This is a genomic window from Micromonospora musae (genome assembly GCF_003626635.1).
Lineage (GTDB): Bacteria > Actinomycetota > Actinomycetes > Mycobacteriales > Micromonosporaceae > Micromonospora > Micromonospora musae.
The window spans coordinates 348,067-373,944 of record NZ_RAZT01000007.1 but is presented as its reverse complement, the minus strand read 5'-3'; the positions used below and the strand labels follow the sequence as shown (position 1 = coordinate 373,944).

At 69.3% G+C, this 25,878-nt stretch carries 24 protein-coding genes and 1 tRNA gene; 17 read left to right on the top strand and 8 right to left on the bottom strand.

Annotated features, from left to right (window positions below; translation table 11 throughout):
* Positions 1-280 precede the first annotated feature (280 nt).
* Positions 281-2,128 (top strand): 2-oxoacid:acceptor oxidoreductase subunit alpha, encoded by a 1,848-nt coding sequence (locus D7044_RS16340; RefSeq protein ID WP_120673519.1) that lies wholly within the window; start codon positions 281-283, stop codon positions 2,126-2,128.
* Positions 2,121-3,155: a 2-oxoacid:ferredoxin oxidoreductase subunit beta gene (locus D7044_RS16335; protein WP_120689431.1), complete on the top strand. Its 1,035-nt coding sequence runs from the start codon at positions 2,121-2,123 to the stop codon at positions 3,153-3,155. Before D7044_RS16340 ends, D7044_RS16335 begins: the two co-directional genes overlap by 8 nt.
* A gap of 111 nt (positions 3,156-3,266) precedes the next feature.
* Here D7044_RS16335 and D7044_RS16330 read toward each other — a convergent pair whose 3' ends face one another.
* Both D7044_RS16330 and D7044_RS16325 read right to left on the bottom strand, forming a co-directional pair.
* Positions 3,267-5,078: a trypsin-like serine protease gene (locus D7044_RS16330; RefSeq protein ID WP_147434677.1), complete on the bottom strand. Its 1,812-nt coding sequence runs from the start codon at positions 5,076-5,078 to the stop codon at positions 3,267-3,269.
* A gap of 542 nt (positions 5,079-5,620) precedes the next feature.
* Positions 5,621-6,268, bottom strand: coding sequence for an FMN-dependent NADH-azoreductase (locus D7044_RS16325; protein ID WP_120673522.1), 648 nt, complete (start codon positions 6,266-6,268; stop codon positions 5,621-5,623).
* A 90-nt stretch (positions 6,269-6,358) separates the two neighbouring features.
* Here D7044_RS16325 and D7044_RS16320 point away from each other — a divergent pair, with 90 nt between their 5' ends.
* Positions 6,359-6,826: a MarR family winged helix-turn-helix transcriptional regulator gene (locus tag D7044_RS16320; RefSeq protein ID WP_120673523.1), complete on the top strand. Its 468-nt coding sequence runs from the start codon at positions 6,359-6,361 to the stop codon at positions 6,824-6,826.
* A 10-nt stretch (positions 6,827-6,836) separates the two neighbouring features.
* Here the strand turns inward: D7044_RS16320 and D7044_RS16315 are convergent, their stop codons facing one another.
* Positions 6,837-7,850: a potassium channel family protein gene (locus D7044_RS16315; protein ID WP_120673524.1), complete on the bottom strand. Its 1,014-nt coding sequence runs from the start codon at positions 7,848-7,850 to the stop codon at positions 6,837-6,839.
* Positions 7,851-8,011: 161 nt separating this feature from the next.
* On the opposite strand from D7044_RS16315, the gene D7044_RS16310 reads away from it, so the two are divergent.
* The 8 genes from D7044_RS16310 (at position 8,012) to D7044_RS16275 (ending at position 14,502) form a co-directional block, all read left to right on the top strand.
* Complete coding sequence (locus tag D7044_RS16310) at positions 8,012-8,524, top strand: SigE family RNA polymerase sigma factor (RefSeq protein ID WP_233565002.1); 513 nt, start codon at positions 8,012-8,014, stop codon at positions 8,522-8,524.
* Between the two features lie 11 nt (positions 8,525-8,535).
* On the top strand, positions 8,536-9,654 hold the full coding sequence (locus D7044_RS16305; protein WP_120673525.1) for a hypothetical protein: 1,119 nt from the start codon (positions 8,536-8,538) through the stop codon (positions 9,652-9,654).
* 164 nt (positions 9,655-9,818) lie between these two features.
* Complete coding sequence (locus tag D7044_RS16300) at positions 9,819-10,313, top strand: helix-turn-helix domain-containing protein (RefSeq protein ID WP_120689430.1); 495 nt, start codon at positions 9,819-9,821, stop codon at positions 10,311-10,313.
* 131 nt (positions 10,314-10,444) lie between these two features.
* Positions 10,445-11,047, top strand: coding sequence for a ClpP family protease (locus D7044_RS16295; RefSeq protein ID WP_120673527.1), 603 nt, complete (start codon positions 10,445-10,447; stop codon positions 11,045-11,047).
* A gap of 311 nt (positions 11,048-11,358) precedes the next feature.
* A complete protein-coding gene (locus D7044_RS16290) occupies positions 11,359-12,036 on the top strand; it encodes a class I SAM-dependent DNA methyltransferase (protein WP_120689463.1) in 678 nt (225 codons plus the stop codon).
* Positions 12,037-12,215: 179 nt separating this feature from the next.
* A complete protein-coding gene (locus D7044_RS16285; RefSeq protein WP_120673529.1) occupies positions 12,216-12,689 on the top strand; it encodes a hypothetical protein in 474 nt (157 codons plus the stop codon).
* Between the two features lie 320 nt (positions 12,690-13,009).
* Positions 13,010-13,414: a RidA family protein gene (locus D7044_RS16280; RefSeq protein WP_120689429.1), complete on the top strand. Its 405-nt coding sequence runs from the start codon at positions 13,010-13,012 to the stop codon at positions 13,412-13,414.
* 365 nt (positions 13,415-13,779) lie between these two features.
* Positions 13,780-14,502, top strand: a complete 723-nt coding sequence (locus D7044_RS16275) for an LPXTG cell wall anchor domain-containing protein (protein ID WP_120689428.1) — start codon at positions 13,780-13,782, stop codon at positions 14,500-14,502.
* Positions 14,503-14,642: 140 nt separating this feature from the next.
* On the opposite strand, the gene D7044_RS16270 is transcribed toward D7044_RS16275, so the two are convergent.
* Positions 14,643-15,092: an NUDIX domain-containing protein gene (locus tag D7044_RS16270; protein ID WP_120689427.1), complete on the bottom strand. Its 450-nt coding sequence runs from the start codon at positions 15,090-15,092 to the stop codon at positions 14,643-14,645.
* A gap of 634 nt (positions 15,093-15,726) precedes the next feature.
* Between D7044_RS16270 and D7044_RS16260 the strand changes: the two genes are divergently transcribed.
* Together D7044_RS16260 and D7044_RS16255 are read left to right on the top strand one after the other, a co-directional pair.
* On the top strand, positions 15,727-15,996 hold the full coding sequence (locus D7044_RS16260) for a site-specific integrase (protein WP_233565001.1): 270 nt from the start codon (positions 15,727-15,729) through the stop codon (positions 15,994-15,996).
* A complete protein-coding gene (locus tag D7044_RS16255) occupies positions 15,993-16,784 on the top strand; it encodes a hypothetical protein (RefSeq protein ID WP_120689426.1) in 792 nt (263 codons plus the stop codon). Before D7044_RS16260 ends, D7044_RS16255 begins: the two co-directional genes overlap by 4 nt.
* A gap of 457 nt (positions 16,785-17,241) precedes the next feature.
* Here the strand turns inward: D7044_RS16255 and D7044_RS16250 are convergent, their stop codons facing one another.
* On the bottom strand, positions 17,242-17,454 hold the full coding sequence (locus D7044_RS16250; protein WP_147434675.1) for a hypothetical protein: 213 nt from the start codon (positions 17,452-17,454) through the stop codon (positions 17,242-17,244).
* A 290-nt stretch (positions 17,455-17,744) separates the two neighbouring features.
* Here D7044_RS16250 and D7044_RS16245 point away from each other — a divergent pair, with 290 nt between their 5' ends.
* Positions 17,745-18,116 (top strand): hypothetical protein, encoded by a 372-nt coding sequence (locus D7044_RS16245; RefSeq protein WP_120689424.1) that lies wholly within the window; start codon positions 17,745-17,747, stop codon positions 18,114-18,116.
* A 663-nt stretch (positions 18,117-18,779) separates the two neighbouring features.
* Here D7044_RS16245 and D7044_RS16235 read toward each other — a convergent pair.
* Both D7044_RS16235 and D7044_RS32655 read right to left on the bottom strand, forming a co-directional pair.
* A tRNA-Arg gene (locus D7044_RS16235) sits at positions 18,780-18,855 on the bottom strand.
* Between the two features lie 251 nt (positions 18,856-19,106).
* Complete coding sequence (locus tag D7044_RS32655; protein ID WP_199716636.1) at positions 19,107-19,421, bottom strand: CHY zinc finger protein; 315 nt, start codon at positions 19,419-19,421, stop codon at positions 19,107-19,109.
* Positions 19,422-19,859: 438 nt separating this feature from the next.
* Between D7044_RS32655 and D7044_RS16225 the strand changes: the two genes are divergently transcribed.
* On the top strand, positions 19,860-22,868 hold the full coding sequence (locus D7044_RS16225) for a family 16 glycoside hydrolase (protein WP_120689421.1): 3,009 nt from the start codon (positions 19,860-19,862) through the stop codon (positions 22,866-22,868).
* A 149-nt stretch (positions 22,869-23,017) separates the two neighbouring features.
* Here the strand turns inward: D7044_RS16225 and D7044_RS16220 are convergent, their stop codons facing one another.
* The gene (locus D7044_RS16220) at positions 23,018-23,776 is read right to left on the bottom strand and encodes a TetR/AcrR family transcriptional regulator (protein WP_199716635.1); all 759 of its coding nucleotides are present in this window, start codon (positions 23,774-23,776) and stop codon (positions 23,018-23,020) included.
* A gap of 274 nt (positions 23,777-24,050) precedes the next feature.
* On the opposite strand from D7044_RS16220, the gene D7044_RS16215 reads away from it, so the two are divergent.
* Positions 24,051-25,289, top strand: coding sequence for an adenylate/guanylate cyclase domain-containing protein (locus tag D7044_RS16215; RefSeq protein ID WP_158610013.1), 1,239 nt, complete (start codon positions 24,051-24,053; stop codon positions 25,287-25,289).
* On the top strand, positions 25,286-25,810 hold the full coding sequence (locus D7044_RS16210) for a Pycsar system effector family protein (RefSeq protein ID WP_120673538.1): 525 nt from the start codon (positions 25,286-25,288) through the stop codon (positions 25,808-25,810). Before D7044_RS16215 ends, D7044_RS16210 begins: the two co-directional genes overlap by 4 nt.
* Positions 25,811-25,878 lie beyond the last annotated feature (68 nt).

The following is a 25,878-nucleotide window of genomic DNA, read 5'->3' as shown; positions in this document are numbered from 1 at the left end:
GCGCAGCGGGGACATCGGCCGATGGTGATCTCCATTACCGCACGGGACGCGAAACACCACTAAGTGGTGAATTTCACCCCCCGATTCGGTCCCGGACGATGAACCTCCGGGGAAGGTGACGGGTCGGTCCGACGTAGGCTCTGAGGTGAGAAACCACATGCGGGCCGGACCACCCACGGCCGGCGCGGTGCGGGGTGCGTCAGGGAGGTCACGTGGCCGGGCAGGGCGGGATCACCAGCAACTCGGGCCGCCACCGCGCGCAGCGAAGCGAGGTGCAGGCGTGAGCAAGCAGATCCGTCAACTGGACCGGGTGGTGATCCGGTTCGCCGGTGACTCCGGCGACGGCATGCAGCTGACCGGTGACCGATTCACCTCCGAAACGGCCCAGCTCGGCAACGACATCTCCACGCTGCCCAACTTCCCCGCGGAGATCCGGGCACCCGCCGGCACCCTGCCGGGCGTGTCGAGCTTCCAGGTGCACTTCGCCGACTACGACATCCTCACCCCCGGCGACGCGCCGAACGTGCTGGTGGCCATGAACCCGGCCGCGCTCAAGGCCAACCTGGCCGACCTCCCGCGCGGCGCGGACATCATCGTGAACACCGACGAGTTCACCAAGCGCAACCTTTCCAAGGTCGGCTACCAGGCGAGCCCGCTCGAGGACGACACGCTCGCCGGCTACGCGGTGCACCCGGTCGCGCTCACCTCGATGACCGTCGGTGCCCTCGCCGACCAGGACGTGTCCAAGAAGGACGCCGAGCGGGCCAAGAACATGTTCGCCCTCGGGCTGCTCTCCTGGATGTACTCCCGCCCGTACGAGTCGACGCTGCGCTTCCTGGAGCGCAAGTTCGCCCGCCGGCCGGAGCTTGTGGCGGCGAACGTGGCGGCCTTCCGGGCCGGCTGGAACTTCGGCGAGACGACCGAGGACTTCGCGGTCCGCTACGAGGTCAAGCCGGCGAAGATGCCGCCCGGCACCTACCGCAACATCACCGGCAACGCGGCGCTCTCGCTCGGCCTGGTCGCCGCGGGCGTCCGCTCCGGGCTGCCGGTCTTCCTCGGCGCCTACCCGATCACCCCGGCCTCGGACATCCTGCACGAGCTGAGCAAGCACAAGAAGTTCGGCGTGCTCACCATGCAGGCCGAGGACGAGATCGCCGCGGTCGGCGCAGCGCTCGGCGCGTCGTACGGCGGGGCGCTCGGCATCACCACCACCAGCGGCCCGGGCGTCGCCCTCAAGAGCGAGACGATCTCCCTGGCGGTGGCGCTGGAGCTGCCGCTGCTCATCGTCGACGTGCAGCGGGCCGGGCCCTCGACCGGCATGCCGACGAAGACCGAACAGGCCGACCTGAACATGGCCCTCAACGGCCGCCACGGCGAGGCCCCGGTCGCGGTGATCGCCCCGAAGTCGCCCGCGGACTGCTTCTACGCGGCCCTGGAGGCGGCCCGGATCGCCCTCACCTACCGCACTCCGGTGATCCTGCTGTCGGACAACTACGTCGCGAACGGCTCCGAACCGTGGCTGCTGCCCGACGTCGACTCCCTGCCCGACCTGCGGGTGGAGTTCGCGACCACGCCCAACGGCGAGGACGGCACCACCTTCCTGCCGTACCTGCGCGACCCGGAAACGCTGGCCCGCCCGTGGGCCATCCCCGGCACCCCCGGTCTGGAGCACCGGATCGGCGGGCTGGAGAAGGCCGACAAGACCGGCGACATCTCCTACGACCCGGCGAACCACGACTTCATGGTCCGCACCCGCGCCGCCCGCATCGAGACGATCCCGGTGCCGGACGTCGAGGTCGAGGACCCCGACGGCGACGCCCGGGTGCTGGTGCTCGGCTGGGGCTCGACGTACGGGCCGATCGGCGCCGCCTGCCGCGGCCTGCGTCAGCGCGGGCTCTCGGTGGCGCAGGCGCACCTGCGCCACCTCGCCCCGATGCCGGCCAACCTCGGCACGGTGCTCCGTTCCTACGACCGCGTGGTCATCCCCGAGATGAACCTCGGCCAGCTGGCGCACGTGATCCGCGCGAAGTACCTGGTCGACGCGATCGGCTACAACCAGGTCCGCGGCCTGCCCTTCACCGCCGCGGAGCTGGAGACGATGCTGGAAGAGGTCCTCAAGAATGTCTGAGCCCATCGCCCTCAAGCTCACCGCCAAGGACTTCAAGTCCGACCAGGAGGTGCGCTGGTGCCCCGGTTGCGGTGACTACGCGATCCTGGCGGCCGTTCAGGGCTTCATGCCGGAGCTGAACATCCCGCGCGAGCGGATCGTCTTCATCTCCGGCATCGGCTGCTCCTCCCGCTTCCCGTACTACATGAACACGTACGGGATGCACTCGATCCACGGCCGCGCCCCGGCGATCGCCACCGGCCTGTCGGCCACCCGGCCGGACCTCTCGGTCTGGGTGGTCACCGGTGACGGTGACGCGCTCTCCATCGGCGGCAACCACCTGATCCACGCGCTGCGGCGCAACGTCAACCTCAAGATCCTTCTCTTCAACAACCGGATCTACGGGCTGACCAAGGGGCAGTATTCTCCCACCTCCGAGGTCGGAAAGATCACCAAGTCGACTCCGGTCGGCTCGGCGGACGCGCCGTTCAACCCGCTCTCGCTGGCGCTCGGCGCGGAGGCGACCTTCGTGGCCCGCACCATCGACTCCGACCGCAAGCACCTCCAGTCGGTGCTCCGGGCGGCCGCCGAGCACGAGGGCTCCGCCTTCGTGGAGATCTACCAGAACTGCAACATCTTCAACGACGGCGCGTTCGAACCGCTCAAGGAGCACGGGATCCGCGACGACTACCTGATCCGGCTGGAGCACGGGCAGCCGATCACGTTCGGCAAGGACGGGCAGTTCTGCGTCGTACACCCGCCGGGCGGCTTCGGCCTGGAGGTACGGGAGACCGCGGCGACCCGCCCGGAGGAGATCGTCGTGCACGACGCGACCGTCACCGACCCGGCGTACGCCTTCGCGCTCTCCCGGCTGCCCGGGCTGGACCTGCGCAACACCCCGATCGGGGTGTTCCGCGCGGTCGAGCGGCCGTCCTACGAGAACGTGGTACGCGCCCAGCTCGACGCCGCCCGGGCGGAGGTCACCGAGACTCCCGAGCAGCAGCTCGCCGGCCTCCTGAGCAGCGGGGACACCTGGACGATCCTCTAGGGTCTGTTTCATAAGACCGCGCCCGGCTGCGCCGGGCTGGACGACGGGAAAGGGGCCCGCAACCGATCGGTTGCGGGCCCCTTCGTCGATGTCGGTGCGATTGTCCCGGGATCAGAGGACCAGGTTGAAGGCACCCCAGCCGGTGGAGATGACCTTGCCACTTCCGTCGACCCAGGCGCCACGACCGTTGGTCGTGTAGAGCCGCATCTGGTTGCTGCTGTTGATGCCCAGCAGGTCCATCATGTTGTCGCCGCTCCAGTCGCCCGGAATCATGATGTTCTTGTAGCTGGCCCAGCCGCTGCCGATGATGGTGCCCGCCGGGTTGGTCCAGCCGCCCCGCCCGTCGGACTGGTACATCTTCAGGTAGCCGGTCGAGGTCCGGCCGATGACCACCTCGAGGCCGTCGCCCTTCCAGGCGCCCGGGGTGATGAACAGGTTGAAGCCGTTCCAGCCGGTGCCGATCCGGGTGCCCGCCGGGTTCTCCCAGCCGCCCGTACCGTTGCTGGTGTAGCGGATCAGGTCGCCGTTGGACTTGCGGGCCAGCAGGCTCGGTCGGTTGTTGCCCATCCAGTTGTTCGTCACCATGAGCGCGGTGAAGTTCCCCCAGCCGGTGCCGATCCTCCGGGCGTCACCGACCCAGTTGCCCTTGCCGTCGGTGTCGTAGATGACCAGCTCACCGTTGGTCTTCACAGCCATGACGGACGGCTTCTTGTCGCCGTTCCAGTTGTAGACCCGGAAGACCCGCTTCATGCTCGACCAGCCGGTGCCGATCTGCTTGCTGGTGTAGAAGCCGCCGTACCCGTCGTTGGAGAAGCCGCTGCCGTAGATCAGGTGGAGCCTACCGGCGCTGTCCCGGGCGAGCAGGTCGGTGTGACCGTCGCCGGACCAGTCCGCGTTGATCAGCGCCGGACGGGTCAGGTCCTCCATGATGGAGTTGCGGTAGTAGCTCAGCCGCTCGTAATAGCCGGGAGACGAGCCACACGGAACGAAGCCCCAGTCGGTGATGCCGACCTGGACGCCGCCCACCAGCAGCGGCCCGCCCGAGTCGCCGCCGCAGGTGTCGCTGCTCGGCGCGGCGGGAGTGCCCGAACCGGCGCAGATCATCCGGTCGGGGTAGTAGAGCCCCGGCGCCGAGCATTCGCTGTTCGACCGCATGTTGACGGTCGCCTTGCGCAGCCGGCTGTCCGGCTTCGGCTCACCGTCGTAGGTCTTGCCGTAGCCGGCGATGACCGCCGGGGTGCCCGCCGTGTACGGCGTCTGGTCGCCCTGCGGGCTCAGCGTGACGGGGGTGTACTCGCTGGGCAGGTTCTGCTTCAGCGTGAGCACCGAGACGTCGTCGAGGATCGGCGCGTTCTCGGGGTCGGCGTACTGCTGGGCGATGTTCCAGCCCGGGTGAGTCCAGGTCGAGGCGACCTCGGCGGCGTACCCGCTGCCAACGAGGATGTTGCCGTCTCCGTCGACGATCCGGTCGTTACCGGCGATGACCCGGGTGGTGCCCGGCCCGTCCGCGGTGCAGTGCGCGGCCGTCAGCACCTTGTTCGGGGCGATGATCGTGCCGGTGCACCAGTACCAGTAGAGGTCCTGGCCCTCCCGGAACGTGGTGACGATACCCACGATGTACGGGAACTCCGAGGCGCTGGCGAACGTCCCCTGGAAGATCTTCGGGGCGTGGTCCGAGCCGGTCTGGAACCGACGGCCCATCGGGCCCGGGTCGGGGAGCGCGAGCTTCCCCTTGTGCAGGTTCGGCAGCTTGCTCTTGCGGTCGTTCTGCGAGCTCGCCGCGTTGAAGACGCCGTCTCCGGCGGGGGCGGCCTGGGCCGCGGTCGCGGGGGCGACGGCCGCCACAGCCGCGAGGGCGAGGCCCGCCAGGATGCCCGCCGACCAGCGTCGTCTGACGCCTACGGATGCTGACAGTTCAGCCACTGATTCGTATCCCGTCGTTCGACTAACGAGGAACTCGGAACAGCCCGCACGAGGGTGCGTCCGACAAGACGGGAGACGACGACCGAGGCACCAACCCCGGACGCGATGCTATGAAGTTCCCCCGTCGTGCCTGTGCCAATGACGCCGTACCGAATCGAGATCGACGGCTCTCCCCCACTGGCAGTTCCAAGCCGCCACAACGTAGCAAGCCTCGCGCCGAGGAGAAAGCGCCTTACAGCCGGTTCTCCTCAGCCGAACGGATCGGGACGGGTCGATCCGGCGGGGCCCGCTCGGCGGCGATTCGTCGGCGACGGTGGAACGTGGACACGACCGGCCCGCGCTGGTCGTCCTCGATGTCGTCACGCCGGCCCGGATCCGGTCGAAGGGCACGAGACCCGCACGAGCCCGGAAGCCGATTGAGCCTCGGAGGCGACAGGCCCGGGAGCCGACGGATCGGTCGTCGGACCCGACAGGCGACGGGCGCGGGATGGCCGCTCCAGGTGGAGCGGCCATCCCGTTCGCGCCGGTGACGGGGATCCGGCTCAGGCAGCGGCGCTGGCCGGCGCCCAGAGTCCGTCGATGGAGCGCTCGGCCGCCGTGAGGCTCTGCTCGTGCAGCGGGATGAGTTCGGCCATGGCCGGCATCACCGGGGCGAGGGTCAGCTCGGCGGCGATGAAGGTCGGCTCCAGACCGGTCTGCGAGATGCCGTGCGGCAGCCAGGGCTCGGCGTGGTCCCAGCCCTCGCGCGGGGTGCCCGGGCCGTAGCCGCCGCCCCGACTCATCAGCACGACGAACTCGCGCCCACCGAGCAGGCCGGCGCCCGTCGCCGGGTCGAACGCGATGCCGGGCGCGATGAGGTGGTCCACCCAGGTCTTCACGCTGCTCGGCGCGCCGTAGTTGTAGAGCGGGAGGCCCAGCAGGACCGTGCTGGCCTGCTGCACCTCGGCGACCAGCTGCTCACTGAGCTCCCAGGACGCGCGCTGGGCGGGAGTGTGCTGGTCGAGCGGCGTCAGCCGGGCGAGGCCGCCCGCCTCGTCCAGGTGCGGCAGCGGCTGCTTGCCGAGGTCGCGGTAGGTCACCGTGCCCCCGGGGTGGGCGGCCTGCCAGGCGGCGGCGGCCCGGGCGGTGAGCCGGCGGCTCACCGAGTGCTCGCCGCGGATGCTCGAGTCGATGTGCAACAGGTGTGCCATGCGCAAACTCTCCGTTAGCTACCAATGGTTGGTGAACGACCAACCATTTATAGCAGGTCTATCGGAGGGGTCGGCGGTAAACTGGCTCACATGCCTGACCTGCCGGCCGTCCAGTCGGAGCGCCGCACGGGGCCGCTGCTCGACCACCTGGCTCGACGGATGCGGCTCCGGGCGAAATCGGTGCTGGAGCCGTTCGGGCTTCGACCGCGGCACCTCATCGCCCTCACGGCGCTCCGCGATGCGGGCGGGATAAGCCAGCAGGGGCTCGCCAGCACCCTCCAGATCGACAGCACGAACGTCGTAGGGCTGCTCAACGACCTGGAGGCGGCGCAGCTGGTCGAGCGACGCCGGTCACCCGAGGACCGCCGCCGGCACATGGTCTATATCACCGAGGCCGGGGCAAATCGCCTCAACGATGCCGAATGCGCCCTGGAGACCAGCGAGATAGAGGTGCTCGGCGCGCTGAACCCCGACGAGCGGGAGACGCTCTACGAGCTGCTCCGGCGGGCCACCCACGGCGGATGGCACATCACCTGCACCGTGGGGGAAGACGACTAGACGAGCCGGGTCAGGCGGTGCTGGCCGCCTGAGGGCGGTCGTCCCGGACGTAGACCAGCATGTCGCCGGTCTCGATCTCGGCCCCCGCCGGGTCGGTCAGCGTGACCACCCGGCCGCGCCGGACCAGCGCGATGACCAGGCAGTCCAGCTCGCGCGGCGTGCGACCCACCTCACTCCGATCGGCCGACCGCATGGCCAGCGCCATCCCCTGACCGGGAGTGAGCAGGTCCTCGACGACGTCGATCAGCGGCGGCGCGGAGGTGGAGAGACCGAGCAGCCGGCCCGCCGTGGCGGAGGAGACGATCACGTGGTGCGCCCCGCTCTGCTTCAGCAGCGGAGCGTTCTCGGCCTCCCGGGCCGCCGCGATGATCCGCACCTGACCGGCGGTGAGCTGCCGGACGGTGAGCGCCACCAGCACCGAGGCGTCGTCGCTGTCGGTCGCGATGATCACGGCCTTGGCGTTCTTCACGTGTGCGTCGTTCAACGTCGCGGAACGGGTCGCCGACCCCTCGATCGCGACGAGCCCCGCCGCGGTGGCCTGCCGTAGCGCGGTCCCGCTGCGCTCGACGACGATGATCCGCGACTTGTCCAGCCCGTTCTCCAGCAGCGCGGAGACGGCGCTACGGCCCTTGGTGCCGTAGCCGCAGATGATCACGTGGTCCTTCACGGTCTTCCTCCACCGCGTCAAGCGCCGGCCCGTCCGGTACTGCTCGGTCAGAACTTCCAGGGTGGTGCCGACCAGGATGATCAGGAAGATCACCCGGGCCGGGGTGATGAAGAGGACGTTCACCAGCCGGGCGCTGTGGCTGACCGGAGTGATGTCGCCGTAGCCGGTGGTGGAGAGGGTCACCACCGCGTAGTAGAAGCAGTCGAGGAGAGTGAGACCGTCCTCGTTGACGTCGCGGTAGCCCTCACGGTCGAGGTAGACCACCGTGACGGTGGCGAACACGAGGGCGAGCGCCGCGGCCAGCCGCAGGCTGAGCGCGCTGAGCGGACTGCGGCGCTGCGCGGGGAAATGGATCACCCTCGAACCTGCTCCGTCGGCTGCACGCCCACAACATAGCGGGTGGGACGAATCCCGTACGCCGGGTGGGGCACCCGGGCAACCGATCGCCACCGCGCCCACGACTACCAGTCGACGGACGACGGACCGGTCGAGGCCGGCAGACGAGAGGCGGATTCCTCGTGAGAACGAGCGGCGGGCGCAGAGCCGAAGCCGACGCCGAGTTCACCGACTTCGTACGCGGCCGGATGCGGCAGTGGCGGCGGACCGCGTACCTGATGTGCGGCGACTGGGATCGCGGTGACGACATCCTGCAACGGGTGCTCACCGAGCTGTACCGGAACTGGGCCCGGGCCCGGCAGGCCGAGCATCCGGACGCGCTGGTGCGCACCATGTTGCTGCGCCGGCTGCTCGACGAGCGGCGGTTGCGCTGGAGCCGCGTGCTGCTCGGGGCGGCCCTGCCCGAACAACGGACCGACCCGACCGACCCGACCGACCGAATCACCCTGGTCGCGGCGCTGCGTGAGGTTCCACCCCGGCAGCGGGCGGTGCTCGTTCTCCGGTACCTCCAGGACCTCAGCGTCGAGGAGACCGCCCGCGCCCTGGGCTGCTCGACCGGAACCGTCAAGAGCCAGGCGGCGAAGGGCCTCGCCACCCTGCGCACCGTGCTCGACACCGCAGCCGCAGGCCGATGAGAGGAGCATCCATGCTGGACGAACGGCAACTCGCCGACCTGATGCACGCCGAGGTGGACTCGGCGGAGCGTCCCACCGCCCGGCTCGACGTCGACCGGGCGATGTCCACCGGCCGCCGCCAGCGCCGCTACCGCCAGGTGGCGGGCGCGGCGCTGGCCGTCGGCCTGCTGGTCGCCGGCGGAGTGACGGTCCCCAGCCTGCTGGCACCCGAGCGCCCACCCACCACCGGACCGGCCGACGCCGGGCCGCCCACCGCCGCAGCCGGTCTACCGGCCGCGCTGACCACGGTCGACCCCGAGGTGGTGTACGTCCGCTTCGGCTGGCTGCCGGACGGGATGCGCAGCCTCCAGTACCAGTCCGGCCTGCTGCTCTCCGGGCCCGGCGTGCACCTCAGCGCCGTCAACAGTCCTCCCGGTGAGCTGTGGCGAGGCGTGACGGTGAACCTGTACCCGAAGGGAGTGCAGCCGTCGGCGCCGCAGCGGGACAGCGGGGAGCCTGCCACGCTCACCGGTACCCGCCCCGGGCCGGAGCTCAACGGCGCGCCGAGCGCCTTCGCCACGTACAGCAACCCGGACCGGCCGGAGGCGATCCTGCGCTGGCGGTACGCCCCGGACGGCTGGGCGCAGGTGCGGACCCACGGCGTCCCGGGCGATCCGGCACAGACTGCCGAGCGGGTGGCAAGCACACTCGTCTTCGGCCACGAGGTGCTGCCGATGCCGGTGACCGTGCCAGAGGTCCCGAAGAACCTGCGCCCGATCACGGGCAACGTCTCACTGGACCTCGGCGAGCCGGGGTCATGGAACGCCTACACCGAGTGGTCGCCGGAGCCGGCCGACGCCGATCCGGGCCGGCAGCGGGCACGCACCCTGATGGTCGCCTTCACCCCGTACCGGCTGGTCACCGACCCCACGGACAAGGCGTACGTGGATCCGAACACCACGCTGGACGGCCACCAGGCGCGGTTCGGCGGGCAGGACGGCGTCGAGTCGCTGATCGTCTACGACGTCGCCGGCCTCAGCGTGTCGATCTCCGACGACGGCTTGCTGCCCAGTGGCGGCACCCGGGCGCTCTTCCGGAAGCTCGACATCGGCCCCGACGCGGCCGGGTGGCGACCGCACCTGACGCGCTGACCCGGGGCTCCGGGCGGGGGTGCTCCCCGCCCGGAGCCACCCCGATCGGCCCCCGCCCCACGGTGAGCTGCGGCGACGGATGCCCCTCCGGGGCCCTCCGCGGCGGCGGGACGGGGCATGATGGGGGTGTCCCCGGGACGACGAGGCAGGAGAGTGAGGCCGGCATGTCGTTGCTGCGACGGGTGATCGGTGGGGTCCTGCGCCGGCTCCGCCTGCGTCAGGGCCGCACGCTGCGCGAGGTGGCCGAGTCCGCGGGTGTGTCCGTGCCCTACCTCTCCGAGGTGGAGCGCGGTCGCAAGGAGGCCTCCTCCGAGGTGCTCGCGGCGATCTGCCGGGCCCTCGGCATCCACCTCTCGGAGCTCCTCGAAGAGGCTCGGGACGATCTTCGCCAGGTCGAGCCCCGGCTACCGGCCGCACCGCGCGCGACCACGGTGACGCTGGCCCCGGTGCCGTTGCCCCGGCCGGAGACCGGGCCGAATGTCCGGTTCGGCCCGCGTACGCCGGGCACGCTGCTGCACCGCGGCCCGGGAGCGGGGGGCCCGACCCTGCTCGTCGGCCGGTCCGGCTCCGCACCGGCCGGGGGCTCCGGCCCGCGCAGCGCCGGGCGGCTCGGCTGCGGGCGGACCCGCACGTCGCGGCGCACCCTCACCAACGTCTGATCCGTCCGATTCTGCCGGCGGCAGATTCGCCGCCGGCAGAATCGCTGGGACCACCGGGGTCACCGTGCGCAGGCTGGAGGGGCCGGTCCCCCGGGCGCTCCCGCCGCCCGCCGGCACGGAGGGCGGACACGATGATCGGGTACGACCAGGTACGGATGCTCACCGAAGGGCAACCGGCCTTCGGTGACCAGGTGTTCGAGCGGTTACTGAAGGAACGGATCGTCTTCCTCGGCACGGAGGTGACCGACGAGTCGGCGAACCAGATCTGCGCCCAGATCCTGCTGCTCGCCGCCGAGGACCCGGAGCGGGACATCCACCTCTACATCAACTCGCCGGGCGGCTCGGTGACCGCCGGCATGGCCGTCTACGACACCATGCGGTACGTCCGCAACGACGTCGTCACACTGGCGCTCGGTTTCGCCGGCTCGATGGGACAGTTCCTGCTCTGCGCCGGGACGGCGGGCAAGCGGTACGCGCTGCCACACTGCCGGATCATGATGCACCAGCCGTCCGGTGGGATGGGCGGCACCGCCGCGGACATCAGCATCCAGGCCGAGAACATGCTCCACGTGAAGCGGACCATGCAGGAGCTGATCGCCCGGCACAGCGGCCGGACGTTGGAGGAGATCCAGCGCGACTGGGACCGGGATCGCTGGTTCACCGCCGAGCAGGCCCGCGAGTACGGGCTCGTCGACGAGGTGATCACACGGGTCGAGCAGCTGCCGGTGGGGTGAGGCGCGACGGCGGCCGGCGATGGTCCCGCCGGCCGCCGTCGTATCCGCCCCGACCTGCTCCGCAGCGGGGCAGCCGTGCGGCACAGGTGTTCGTGGCGCTGGCGGACGCGCCCCCTCGTTCGCGTCCGACAACCCGCTCATGGAAATACCGTGACTGTCGGTTCGGTACGCCGGAGCCTATGCCTGCCGCACAGAGGGCGCGCCCGCTCGCACCGCAGCGACTTCCGACCAATTCTCGTTACATCACCGGTCGCTTCAAGCGCCGCCGTCGCCGCATCGACCGATCGACCGGACGCCGTAGCGTGCCGGAGATGACCGAACCCGCCTTCCTGCGCGAGACCCGGACGTCGTACGACACCGTCGCCACCGAGTTCGCCGAACAGTTCGCCGACGAACTGGCGAGCAAGCCCTTCGACCGGGCGATCCTCGCCGCCTTCGCCGAGCTGGTGCTCCGCGGCGGCGGCGGGCCGGTCGCGGACCTCGGCTGCGGCACGGGCACGGTCACCGCCCACCTCGCCGGCCTCGGGCTCGACGTGTTCGGCATCGACCTCTCGCCGGGGCTGCTCGCCGTGGCCCGCCGCAACCACTCCGGGCTGCGCTTCGAGGAGGGCTCGATGACCGCGCTCACCCTGCCCGAGGGCCGCCTCGCCGGCATCACGGCCTGGTACTCGATCATCCACGTCCCCGACGAGCTGCTGCCGGTGACCTTCTCCGGCTTCCGTCGCGCCCTCGCCCCCGGCGGCCACCTCGCCCTGGTCTTCCAGGCCGGCGACGAGTCGCTGGTCCGCACCACGGCGTTCGGCAAGGCGATCTCACTGACCTTCCGGCGGCGTCGGCCGGAGCAGGTCGCCGCACTGCTGACCGAGGCCGGATTCGAGGTACGCGCCCAACTCGTGCGGGAACCCGAGCCGTACGCGGGTGGCACGGAGAGCACCCGCCAGGCGTACCTGGTGGCACGCAAGCCAGCCCTCGACCGGCCCACCGCCTGACTCCCCGTCAACACCGGACCGGCCGCTGATTCCCCGTCGACATCGGACCGGCCGCCACCGCGCCTGGGCAATCACGATGGCGGCCCGATCGACAGCCGTCTACAGTGACGGCTCGACCGCACGGCCGGCCGGTACGAGGCCGCCGGAGACGGAATCCAGAGAACAAACGGGGAGTCAGCATGCCCACCCTTCGCCTGCGTACGCTCGGCAGCCTCACGGTCCTCGCCGCGCTGGGCGCGCTCGCCGCCGGCTGCGAGACCAGCACCGAACCGGACGCCGCCGGCAGCGCGCCGTCCAGCGCCGCGGCCGCCAGCCCGACCGTCGACCTCGCCGCGAACAAGAAGACGGTCTGCGAGGCCGGCCTCCAGGCGGTGAAGGCCGGCTTCGGGGGGATGGCCGACGACGCCATCGCCCAGATCGACAAGCCGGTCAGCAAGGCCGAGGAGGATCGCCTGATCCGCGCGCACTACACCACCATCGTCACCGGCCTGAAGGCGCAGGCGCCCCAGGCCGCGGACTCGGCCGTGCGTACCGCCTTCGAGAACCTCGCCGGCGCGATCGAGCAGCGGATGGCGGACAAGAAGCCGATGGAGGTCGACGAGCCCAGCCTCACCAAGCCGATCGAGGCGTTCGACACCGCCTGCGCCAACTGAGCGCGCACCGGTCGGCCGGCGTGACGCCGGCCGACCGGTCGAAGGACGAGATGGATGGGAAACCCGCAGCGGTCGCCGAAAGCCTGTGCGACCTGCGCGACCGGGAGCACCACCCGCGCGTCGTTGCCGGGCGGGGTAGTGGTCGCCGGCTCCCGGGCTTGAGCACCGGGTGGGTTGCGCACTTTCCCCGAACATAGAGACGCGCCGCTGCGGTGATGCTTTTATGGTCACGACCGCATTACGGCGCTCGCAGGAGGCGCGGACCCACCGGGCGGCCGGGGTCGGCAGTCACACCGCAGCGCGATCCGATGGAGGTAGCCGTGACCGTTCAGCCGCAGACCTTCAACTTCGGCGTGCCGTGGGAGTCGCTCCACGGGTACAGCCAGGCACTCCGCGCCGGCGACACGGTCTACGTCTCCGGCCAGCTCTCGCACGACATGAACGGCAACTTCATCGGCGCCGGCGACTTCGAACTTCAGCTGAACACCACCCTGGCCAACCTGGACCTGGTGCTGGACCACTTCGGGGCGAGCCGTACCCAGATCGTCGAGACCACCGTGCTGGTCCGGAACCTCCGGGAAAACTTCGACACAGTGACCCGCCTCCACCTGGCGTACGTCGGGGCCCACCGCCCCACCAGCACCGTGCTGGGCGTCGCCGACCTCGCCCTGCCGGAGCAGCTCGTCGAACTCGGCGCGGTCGTCCGCCTCGACCTGCCGGCGTAGCCGACCGAGGAGAGCCGTGATCTGGGACGGCCGCTTCCTGACCGAACGTCATAGCGGCCGACGTTGCCACCGCTGTCCGACACCGCGAGGTGAACCAGGGCTACGGGGTGTGCTGCCGTCCACACCTGCGCATCGCCATGCGAGAACGGCTCATCCGGACGGTGGCGCAGGTCGATGCCGGTGAGGAAGCCCGCTCAACCCACTAGGAGTTCCTAACGAAATGATCTCGGCGTCGAGTCGCTCGTCCCTTATGGAGGGACTTGAGCGCCGATCGGTCGTCGAGCAGACGTCGGGCGGCCTCGCCGACGCCACCATTGACGGTAATATCTCCCACGTTTTTGCTTGCAGCGGGGAGGAAGACCCACATGTCATGGAAGTTCCCGGCCGGCGTAATAATGGCGCTGGCCTTTCTGATTCCGGCGGCACCGGCGGTGGCTCAAACCGAACAGCCCGGGCTGAACGAGGCCTGCGAAACGGTCGAACGCAAGGTGTACAAGGATATCCGCGAGCTTGTCACCATCGACCTGGATACCGCCACCGATCGCGAGGTGCGCGTGCTGACCGCCCAGATCCTCGCTGTGGCGAACGCCGACTCTCTGCCCATCTTGTCCAAGGCAATTCAGGAGCGGCTGAACGGCACCGCGGATGATCTGCGCGCATTCCTGAAGGCGGACGTGCAGAAGGCATGGTCGGTGGACCTGCGGATCAGGGTGGTCCAGACGTTGACGAACGCCGGCGTCAACGTGAAGGCCGCCGCGCAGAAGGCGCTCGACGACGGTGCCATCGACACGTACCTGGCTTACCTGAACATCGGCCTGTACGAGGCCCGTGCGCTTGACTGCGCGTCTCAGCCCACGCCGACGCCGACGTCTCAGCCCACGTCGACGCCGAGCGCCACGCCCAGCGCCACGACGACCGTTGCACCGACCCCTGCCTCCTCCACCAGCGTGGGCGGCGGCGAGGGCGGTGGGCTGCCCGTGACCGGTGCCGACACCGCGACCGTAGCCGGCATCGGCGGTGCGCTTCTGCTCCTCGGCGGCGCGGGCTACGTGATCGCACGACGACGCCGTTCCCACTTCGTGGCATAGCTCGCTCGACGCGCCCGGCTCGATACTTCGTCGGGTCGGGCGCGATCAGCGGAACCGGCGTAGCCCCCACCCTCGGCCCCGGCGGACGATCTCCCGCGCGGGGCTCCCCGCCTGCTCCGCACCAGCCGAGCGCGGCTCCGCTAGACGGCGTTGCCGTGCTCGGCGTACGTGGAGCCACCGCTACGCGCGGCGATCGCGGCACGGATCCGACGGGCCAGCCGCGCCGGACCATGCTCGTCGAGCTCGTGCGGCGGCACGTAGCGCCACTCGGTGAGCTCGCCGTCCGCGAAGCGGATGCCGCGTTCCTGCTCGGCGGTCAACGTTCCGGCATCGAAGATGAAGAGCAGCTTGTCGCCCTCGTGCTGGGCGGGCGCCCAGTCGACGACCAGCATGGCGCCGAGCACGACCGTGAGGCCGAGCTCCTCCTCGACCTCGCGCAGACAGGCGGCTCGCGGCGACTCGCCCGGCTCGACGAAGCCGCCGGGGATCTCCCAGTGCCGCTTGTAGCTGGGGCGTACGAGGAGCACGTGACCTTCGTCGTTGAAGAAGAGGGCACCAGCGGCCACGCGTGGAGTTGCCACGGGTGGCATCTCATCGACCGTCACCGTGGCAGCCTAGATGCGACACCCTCGGTCGAGCACCAGATGTCGGCGGGGAATCTAGATCGAGCCAACCAGTGCCAAGCCCGTCCGCCGTCGTCGCGCGATGTCGACGTCTGGGGAGAGCCTTGCTGTACGGGCGACTGTACGGTCTTGCCGTGGCCGAGAACTTGGAGCATGCCGGGGCTCAATACGCGGTGCAGTTTCGCGTATGACGTGGACGCCTGGTGCTTGGAGCTCAGCGAGGCGGACGCTGTCACCCGTCTGCCCGGACCGGCCTTTCTTGTCGCAGTAGTGCCTGACGAGGATCCGACTCAGGAGTCGGTGATTCACGTTCATAGCTCTGATGCGCGCGACATTCCATACGAGGTGATGCGCTGGTTCGTGGGGAAGGTCGCCGAGCAGGTCGAGCGATGTCGCGCTGGGCTGGTCGAGACGTCCTGAAACGGATCCGTCAAGCATGTGGTGGGCCTAGACGCACCAGCGCGCGAACAGGGGACCGGCCCGGCGATCGGCTCGGATGTTGAAGCGGCACGGGCGATCACTGCTCTCCATCAAGAAGCAACGACGCTTGCCAGCGCCACACATCGCTGAGACCTCTCAGTTACATGAGCTCGTTGCCGACATGGTGGCATCCTCGACGTACTCCCGTGTCTGGGAGGAGGCACGGATCCTGAGCCTGCCTCCGGACCGGGCGGCCTCTCCCCTGGCCGGGCGCCCGTACGACCTGCGGCACGCCGGGGTGTCCCTCTGGCTGAACGCGGGCCTACCAGCACCGGAGGTCGCCGAGCGGGCCGGTCACTCGGTGGACGTGCTGCTCAAGGTGTACGCGAAGTGCATCGACGGTGACCGGAGCCGGATGAACGAACGGATCGAGGCGGCGCGGTCCGCATGACGATCACCAGTAGGGTGCGGGACGTCGGGGCGAGCGCTGCGACGTCCTTCGCCGGATCGGGGTCTCGCACAATGACCACAGCGGGCTGGTTCAACAGGGATCATGAGCTACCACCTGGCAGGGAACTCTTTCGCAGTGACCGCTGGTTCCACCTCATGGCCTACTCAGCCAGTCACGGTCAGCTCCTGTTACGTAGCGAACCCGTTTACGGTGACGACGACCAAGCTGGCCCCGAGACGACGATCGACGTCCTCTTCAAACCGGTCGAAGCCGTAAAGCTACGAGGCTCGCTCAGGGGCCTGGTGATCCGGTGCGCGGACTCAAACGAAGCCGAGCACGTCAAGGCGTCGCTACCCGGCGTCGACTGGAAGGGACTGCACGTCTTCATGTTGCAGAGCCCGGACCTGCACCAGCCCGACTATGTGGTCAGCATGGCCGTGGGTTGGCATGAAGGCGTTCTCCCGCGCATGCAGCAGAGTTTCTTCGGTGGCGGCATTCTGCCGGGCGACCGATGGAACCTCACTCCACTCCACGGGGTAGGCGCGGGCCTCGACATGGCCCCGGCTCAAGAACTGCTGAACGCCCTGCGGGCCGATGAATACCCACCACGCCGCCGGGAGCGACACCGTCACGTCTTCGTCCTGATGGCCAGATACGACCGGGCAGACGGGCGGACGGTGTCCGGAGTCGGGGTGTTCTTGACCGAAGAAGACGCCGAGGAGGCTCGGGCCCTGTACGCGTCCGGGGTCGAGGACTGCTGGATCGAGGTACTTCCCGTTGCCGTATGACCAGATCTCCACCACTCGCCCGGACGGCGGCTAGGTTGATCACCGGTATTGCGCTAGAGGCCGTGGCTGACGCTGCGGCTTCTCCCCGTTTTGCGCCGTCTGAGTTGCGCAAACACTGCACCGCAGAGCCTCAAGATCATTGCACGTATTTTGCACGACCGGCGACAAACGGTGGCTACAGGCGGCCTACGACTGCCTACGAGATCACATCGACCGGGAAGAATTCCGGCTGGCCAGGTGACGTTTTTGCTGATCTTCGAGGTGCCCCCGGCAGGATTCGAACCTGCGACACACGGTTTAGGAAGTGTGGACACGGCCGGCGGTCGCACGGCAGCGACCTGGCTTGACCTGCGCCGCCATACCGGCCGCCACGTCCAGGAGCTGACCGCCGTTGACCCTCGGGTCCCGCCCCATCGGGCACGCGACGCGCACGCCGCAGTCCCATGGCTGTACAACCTCAGTGCTTCTGCGTCTCGTAGCGCGCTTCGGCTTCTGGCGTATGGACCCACGAGATGAAGACTTCATCGATGTCGTCGCTTGGCCCTTGCCCTGTGCCGAGGTTGATGTCCCACTCCTGCACCGACGCGCCACAATCGGCGATGCCCATGATGGAGACGGGTGAGTGGGGATTCTGCTGCGACAACCACTCCTGGAGTTCCGACACGATCATGAGCGACATGGTACGTACGCGTCGCGTATCCGTACCGTCAGTTTGGAAGAGCGTGCTCAAGCAGTCGTGATGTCCGAAACGCCTGCGGTCGGCGGTTGGCCTGGTTGCGTCTCGTGCCCTCTCGTGCCCGCTGCGTGCCACGGTTACTGGCCCACGGATGGCCCGGCGGCTGTGCGGCAGACTTGGGCCTTGTGCCAACTCACCCGCTGATTCGCAAGGTTCGCTTTGAGGTCCGTCCGTGGGGCCAGGGTCCCGACCCGGCACGCGAATTATTGCCGTACGTCGACAACGTGAGCCTGGTGGACCTGGTCTCGGGCTTCGAGCACGCGGCCGGCCACGATGTGCCCGGCACGTATGCCGGGATCATTCTCGATCACTTCAACTTCGGTGACCTGGGTGCCTACCTCACCGGACGACCGGACTCCGCCTACTCCGGGAAAGGCTTGATCGCCCTACTCGGTTGCGACTGTGGCGAGGTCGGCTGCTGGCCTCTGGAAGCCCAGGTGATTACTGCTGAGGACTCGGTGATGTGGCGCGGCTTCTCCCAGCCCTACCGCCCCAAGCGCGACTATGGGGACTTTGGTCCATTTGTGTTCCGGCGGAACCAGTACGAGCGCGCAGTTCGCGAGGCGGTTGCCGCCAGTCTGCCCCCATCCCCCTGATAGGTGCCAAGGACTGCGGCGCCCGCGCGGGGTCAAGGGTGGCCGTAGGCCATCGGCGTGCCGACGCGCAGCGCCCTTGACGCCGGGCGGGTGGCGTAGAGGATCGGGCACCCGGGGGGATGGGTCACGTCCTGGTCCTCGTCGTCATCGAGCCGCAGGCAGTGCCCACGAGAGTCCGGAGGCAAGCAGCTCTGCTGCGCGGCAGCCGATCGCCCCAGCGTCGACGGGGAGCAACCCCGATCGCGATCGTCCCTCCTCAGCGCTTCATGCCCTTGGTGTTCCGCCAGCGTGGCCGGCCGGCCCGGCCGATGCCGGCCGGAGGTCGCCAGCAGGCCGGGGCCGGGCCGGCGCGGCCCGCTTGCGGGCCGCCTTGACGTCGCCTTGCGGTCGGCCGGGTTGGGCGACGTGACTCCTCATGATCTGCGGGCCACCCACGCGAGCTGGGTCGCTGACTCGCACGGCGTCCTGGTGGCGGCTCGTCGGCTCGGGCACGCCAACGCCAGCGTCACGACTCGTCACTACGCCCGCGCCGTCGATGGCCGAGACGCCGAGGTCGCTGAGCACCTGGACGCGAGCCGGTCGAAGGCCGCGAGGCGATCGGGCACGCAGCGGGCACGCAAGCCCCGGAAGGCGGAATAGTGATCGGTAATCAAGGCTGTGACCTGGTGCCCCCGGCAGGATTCGAACCTGCGACACACGGTTTAGGAAACCGATGCTCTATCCCCTGAGCTACGAGGGCGCGAGGGCCTAGTCTAGCGACCTGGGTGTTCACCCGAGGTGGCAGGGAGTGGCCGACGTTCAGCCACGCCAGCTGGAGCCGTTCTCCCAGCCCACGGCGAGGCCCAAAGCACACGGACCCCGATTCGCCCAGTTGCCGCGGGCGACGTCGGCCGGCGTACGTATCGACGGGCGCCACCGACACCGACACCGATCGTGGTCAGGGCGCTAGCCCGGCACGTGTGACGTGGCGCCCAGGTCGGGCCTCGCCGGTCACCGCACCTGGAAATAGAGGTGGGTGTGCAGCCGGCAGCGCTCGTTGAACAGCGCGTCGCAGCTCGGGCAGGAGTCGACCGCGAGGTACTCGTCGATGGTCAGCTCGCTACGGCAGACGCCGCAGAGCACCGCGCGCTGCCCGCGCTGGTCGAGAGGCCACTGACTCGCGGGATGGTCGGTCGTCTCCTCGTGGCAGAGGTGGCACGGGTAGTAGCGCAGGCAGCAGGCGAACTTGATCGCGATGACGTCCACGGGCGTGGCGTAGTGGACGCACCGGGTCTGGTCGTCGACGGTCTTGCCGTGGATCTGCACGACTTGCGCGCTCCCGTGAATGGATGTCCGCTTCGGTGGTGTCGCCGCCGGCCCGCACTCGCACCGGGCGTGGGACGGCGACCCGCCCCGGCAGCCTAGTTCTCGCCCGCCGCCGGAGGTCAACTCGCCTTCCTTGAAGTCGGGGTATCCGCCCGCCTCGGACACCCCGACTTCAGGGAAGGCGAGTCGATCAACCGCTCGCTTCGGCCCGACCCGGCACGCGCTCGATGGGCCGATCCCGCCCGCACGGCGGGTCCCGATGCCGACGAACGATCGGAAGCTTTCGTGCATTAATTTAAAAGTTTCCATGCATATATCTAAAGTGATAACGTCGGCGATCGATCTTTCGTCTCGCGAGATCGATCTGCCCACCCCGGCGGGAGAAAGTGGGACGACGGCTTCTCCCCGGCCGGGACCCGTACCCAGCTCGGAGGACCGATGACCGGACCGAACCGATGGCGGTATCGCCGTCGCGCCGTGCTCACCACCGTGGGTGCCGCTCTGGCGACCCTGCTCGCCACAGCCCCTGTCACCCCGGCCACCGCCGCACCCGGCACCGCCGACGTACCTCCACAGGAACCCGGTGTCACCCTGCGGTCGTACGACATGGGCGCGCCGTTGTCGGCGCTGTGCACCCTCAAGCCCGCGCAGACCCCGAACGTCGACAAGCTGATGCCGCAGATCAACTGGACCACCACTGACGAGTTCGGGCTCTCCGACCGGTTCATCAGCCACGCCATCGCCAACCTCACGGTGCCCGTCGACGGGACGTACACGTTCCGGCTCACCAGCGACGACGGGTCCCGCCTGACGATCGGTGACCAGGTCGTCGTCGACCACGACGGCCTGCACGGCGAGACCTCCAAGGAGGGCAGCGTCGACCTGGCCGCCGGGCTGCACCCGCTCTTCGCCGAGCTCTTCGACAACGGCGGCGGCCAGGTGCTGCGGCTGGAGTGGCGTGTTCCCGGCGCGGACACCTTCGAGCTCGTGCCGGCCTCCGCGCTGAGCACCGACGCGGGCGTCGTGCGGGTGACCGCGCCCGGCTGGAAGTACTGCGAGGGAGCCTCCGACTCGGCCGGCGACGGCATGCCGCTCGACCGGGTGCACCCGGGCTACAACCTCACCGACCTGCGCCCCGAAGGGTTCCAGCCGCAGGTCACCGGCATGGCCTTCAGGCCAGACGGCGACCTGGTCGTCTCCACCTGGGGTGGCACCGACAACACGACCGGCGAGATCTACGTCGTGGAGGGCGCCACCGGCCGGACCGGTCCCGAGCAGGTGACCTACCGCCGGTTCGCGGAGGGGATGCGCGAGCCCCAGGGCGTCGCGGTCGTCGGCGGCACCGTCTACGTCAGCCAGAAGCATGAGCTGACCGCCCTGCGCGACACCGACGGCGACGGCGTCGCGGACAGCCGGCGGACGGTCGCCACCTGGCCGTGGGGCCAGAACTTCCACGAGTTCGCGTTCGGCCTGCTCTACCGGGACGGGTACTTCTATCTCAACCTCTCCGTCGCCATCGACCTCGGCGGCGCCACGACGGTGCCCCAGCCCGCCGCGAACCGCGGCACCTCGATCAAGGTGAACGCGAAGACCGGCAAGATCACGTACGTGGCCGGCGGGCTGCGTACCCCGAACGGCATCGGCTGGGGTCCGCGCGGCGAGGTGCTCGTCACCGACAACCAGGGCGGTTGGCTACCCGCGTCCAAGCTGGTCGAGATCCAGGACGGCGCCTTCTACAACCACTACACCACCCCCGCCGGACCCTTCGACGACGAGCCGGTGACCCGCCCCATCGTCTGGCTCCCGCAGAACGAGATCGGTAACTCGCCGTCCACCCCGGTGCTGCTCAAGAAGGGGCCGTACGCGGGACAGCTGGTCGTCGGTGACGTGACCTACGGCGGCCTGCAGCGCGTCTTCCTAGAGGAGATCGAAGGGCAGTACCAGGGCGCCGTGTTCCGGCACACCCAGGGCCTGGAGGCCGGCGTCAACGAGGTCACCCTCGGCCCCGACGGCGCGCTCTACCTGGGTGGCCTCGGCGCGGGCGGCAACTGGGGCCAGGAGGGCAAGCTCAGCTACGGCCTGCAGAAACTGACGCCCAACGGCACCTCGGTCTTCGAGGTCAAGCGGATGCGCGCATCGCACGTCGGGTTCGAGCTGGAGTACACCGAGCCGCTGTCGGCCGAGACCGCGCAGGACCTCGCCGACGCGTACCAGGTGACGCAGTGGCGCTACGGCGCGACGAGCCAGTACGGCGGCCCGAAGCTCGACCTGGAGACGCTCGACGTGGCCAAGGCCGAGCTCTCGGCCGACCGCCGCACCGTCAAGCTCCGGATTCCGGGCCTCAAGGAGAACCGGGTGGTGCACGTGCGGTCGCCGCGTCCGTTCTCCTCCGCCGACGGCGAGGAGCTGTGGAACACTGAGGCCTGGTACACGCTCAACGAGATCCCGGGTCGCGTGGTGCAGCCGCAGACGTTCTTCGAGGCCGAGGAGGGCCGGACCGTCGGCGTCGGCATGGCGACCGACCACGCCGCCTACTCCGGCGCCGGGTTCGCCGCCGGGTTCGCCGAGGACGGCTCGTCGACCAGGATCTCCGTCGACGTCCGCAAGAGCGGCACGTACGACCTGGCGATGCGGTACAGCAACGGCCCGAACCCCTACTCGGGCGAGAAGCAGCTCAGCCTCTACGTCAACGGTCAACGGGTGGAGCAGACCGTCTTCCCCTCCACGGTGACCTGGGAGGAGTGGGGCACGGTCACCACCACCGTGCGCCTGCGTGAGGGGCGCAACCTGGTCGAGTACCGCAAGGAGGCCGCCGACTCCGGGCACGTGAACCTCGACGTCCTCGCCGTCCGGCCGCACGGCAAGCGCATCGCCCTGCTCGACGGCGGCGGCGACCTCACCGAGTGGCAGCACAGCGACGGGCGCGAGCCCGAGTGGGAGGTCGCGAACGGCGCCATGACGGTGCGCGGCGGGGACCTGCGTACGGTGCAGGCCTTCGGCGACTTCCGGCTGCACGTGGAGTTCAACCTGCCCCAGTACCCGCCGGACGTGACCGGGCAGGCGCGCGCCAACAGCGGCGTGTACCTGCAGGACCGCTACGAGATCCAGGTGCTGGACTCGTTCGGCATCGACCCGCCGCAGACCAACGACGCCGCCGCCATCTACCAGCAGAAGGCGCCGGACGTGAACGCGGCGCGGCCACCGCTGACCTGGCAGACGTACGACATCGTCTACCGGCAGGCGCGCTACGACGCGGCCGGCAACAAGCTGGAGAACCCGCGCGTGACGGTGGTCTGGAACGGCGTCACCGTGCACGACGACGTCGAGATGCTCGGCCCGACCGGCGGTAGCCGACCCGAGGGCCCGGCCACGGGCGCCATCCGGCTCCAGGACCACGGCAACCCGGTGCAGTACCGCAACATCTGGGTCGAGCCACTCGACCCGTAGCCACGCCGGTCGCCTGAGCACGGGCGGTCGGGTCCGGTTCGCCGGCCCGGCCGCCCGCCCATGCGGATCATCGCCTTGGCCGCCTCGGATGCCTGGACACCCCGCGCTGTGCGGGCTTCATCCCGCCGAACGGAGACGGCCGCGAGGCATCAGCCGGCGCCCGCCAAACGGACGACGGTCGGTGGATGGTAGTCGGCCACCAGACCCAACACGGTCATCAGATCTTGCATCAGGAGTTCGAACATCGGTTCGTGGTCCGTGATCAGGGGGGCGAACTGATCGAAGACCTCCAGGGCGACCGCACCGTAGATCGACCGCCAGCAGGAGAGCATGACGACGAGAGCGCCAAGTGGAATCTCCACTCCGGTGGCCCGGCGGTACTCGGCGAGCTGTGGTCGGAGGCGGGCATCGAGCTCGTCATCGTCGAGGATCGGATAGGGGCGAGCAGCCCACAGTTTTACGAACTCGGGCCCCCAGACGCCGGCGAGGCGCCGCACCCAGTCGCTCGTGACATCGACCTGGGCACTCCCGGCGGCCGCGGTCGGGGTGCCGAATAGCAGGGCAAATTCCTGCCGGTTGGCCAACGCCCACAAGCGGAACGCCCGGGCCGGCTCCACCAGGCGGGCCGCGTAGTCGTTCTCCTCCTGAGCGTCCACCGTCGTCTGCAGCAGGTCGGTGATCTCGGCAGTGACTTCCCGTGCCGCCTGCCGGACGATGTCCGCGAGGGGCGGGTCCTCGAAATGACGGTAGAGGGCGGCGGGGGTGACTCCCACCCGGCGTGCCACCTCGGCGAGCGTGAGCGCCTCCACCCCCTGGTCCTTGATGACGGCCCTCGCCGCGCTCCGCGCATCCGCCACCATCTGCTCCCGGAGCCGATCGCGCCGCGTTGCTGCTTTCACGCTCTTCACTCTCTCCGCTCGACTACCGCCGCACCATAGTCCCAGCCGGGCATCCTTCCGCCCACGCGCGACCTTGCGGCGAGGCGTCGATGCATCCGTGTGCCGGCGGCTACGGCCTACCCGGCCGCCACTCGACCGAACCGTGTTTCACAACACTGTCCACTTTGTCCGAACACGCATACACGAACATCGTTCGTTGCCGCATCAGGTAAACGCCATTAACATAGTTAATTCTCATCGCTTGGTAATGGGCCATCACGGATCAGCGGACGGAACGGCCGACATGAAGGCCGACGCCGACGAGGCCCCGCACGCGGCCGGCACCGATGCCGCTCGCAGCCAGGTCGGAAAGACGCAGCTCCTTCGTAGGGAGGATGTCACAATGGAGGACTTTTCGCACTATTCATCCCTGTTCAACCAAGCATTGCAGGATGCACCGCACAAGGTCGTGCTCTTCGTCGACATGGTCGGTTCGACCGACCTGAAGCTTCGCTCTCCCGAAGTCGAGTGGCTCCCCACCATGGGCCGATTCCTCGACCTGGTGGACGAGGCCGTACGGAAGCACGGCGGCACGGTCGTGAAGTACCTGGGCGACGGGGTCCTCGCGGTCTTCGGCGACGAGCAGGCGGCAAACGCGATCAACGCGGCCATCATGATCCAGGAATCACTGGAGGCCGACAACGACGGCAACCGGCTCCGCAACTGCCAATGCCGCGTGGGTCTGGCGACCGGCAAGGTCGTCGAGTACGAGGGACCGGGCGGCGTAGTGGACTACGTCGGGACCGTCGTCGATCTGGCCGCTCGACTGAGCAACGCCGCCTCCGCCGGCGCGATCTGGGCGGACATGGCCACCACCGACGCGGCGAACCTGAACAAGATCAGCTCCAGGGTCGGTCGCGCCCTCAAACGTGGTTCCCGCGAGTACGTGAGCGAGCACGAGCAGAAGGTGGACCTGAAGGGCTTCGCCAAGTCGATCATCTACAAGGAGGTCATCTGGGCCCAGGCCAGCAAGGGCGTGAGCAACGAGGTGACGACCATGATGGCCGATCGGGCGGCGAACCAACGGCGCAGCGACGAGCCCGCGCAGCGCACGGTGGAGGGCACCGTCACGTCGTGGATGGCTGACCCGGGACGCGGGTTCATCCGCACCACCGACGAAGGCGACTTCTACGTCGACCGGCGTTTCCTGGGTGGCGGTGGGACCGACCTGACGGTCGGCCGGACGGTCATGTTCATTCCTCGCCCCGCCACCCGGGCAGACGGACGCCCGGTCGCCGGGTGCACCGTCCAGGACGGTCAGCAGGTGACCGGCCAGTTCGTCACCTTGCACGACCGATACGGCTTCATCAGGTTGGCCGATTCGAGCGGTAACCCGATGAACATCTTCGTTTACCTGGGCGCCAAGGCAACCACGTACGAGATCGGACAGGCCGTGACCGTGACCCTCGCGCCCGGCCGCAGGGGCGGACTGCAGGGGCTCGTCCTGGACGTCGGATCGGGGCAGACGAGCGCGGCCGCATGACCTTGGCACCGGACGGGAGAGAGGAACGGTCGGAGGCAACCGTCGGCGGCATCCCGTTGGACGCACTGCTGCAGGAGACCCGGCAGGAGATCGGCCGGACGGACGCCAAGGCCAGTCTGCTGCTGGCCCTCCTGGCTGTGCTGATGGGAGTGTTCGTGAGCCTCAGCGCCACCGCTACGGCGCTGTCGCCCAGCAGCTGGGCGGTGGGCACGGCGACCGCGTTGTTCATAGTGAGCGCGCTACTGCTGGTCTGGGCCGTCCGGCCGCGCCTCAATGCCGGCGGACGTGGGCGACAGGAGTACTTCGCGCACTTCGCCACGTTCGTCGACCGACCTGACGACCTCGAACGAGAGCTCGCGTGCACCCCTGACGACGTGAACTCGCGTCGGGCCGCTCAACTTGTGGACCTCTCCCGCCTGGTGCTGCGGAAGTACCGGTTGATTCAGGTCGCCGTGGACCTCTTAGTGGTTGCGGTCGCCATCGGGGGGATCGCACTGATGCAGGCACTGTGGCGGTTCTGAAAGCGGCCATCCCGCGGCCTCGCGCATAGGTGGCGCGCCGAAACGCGGAGGGGCCGTGCGGCCCGCGA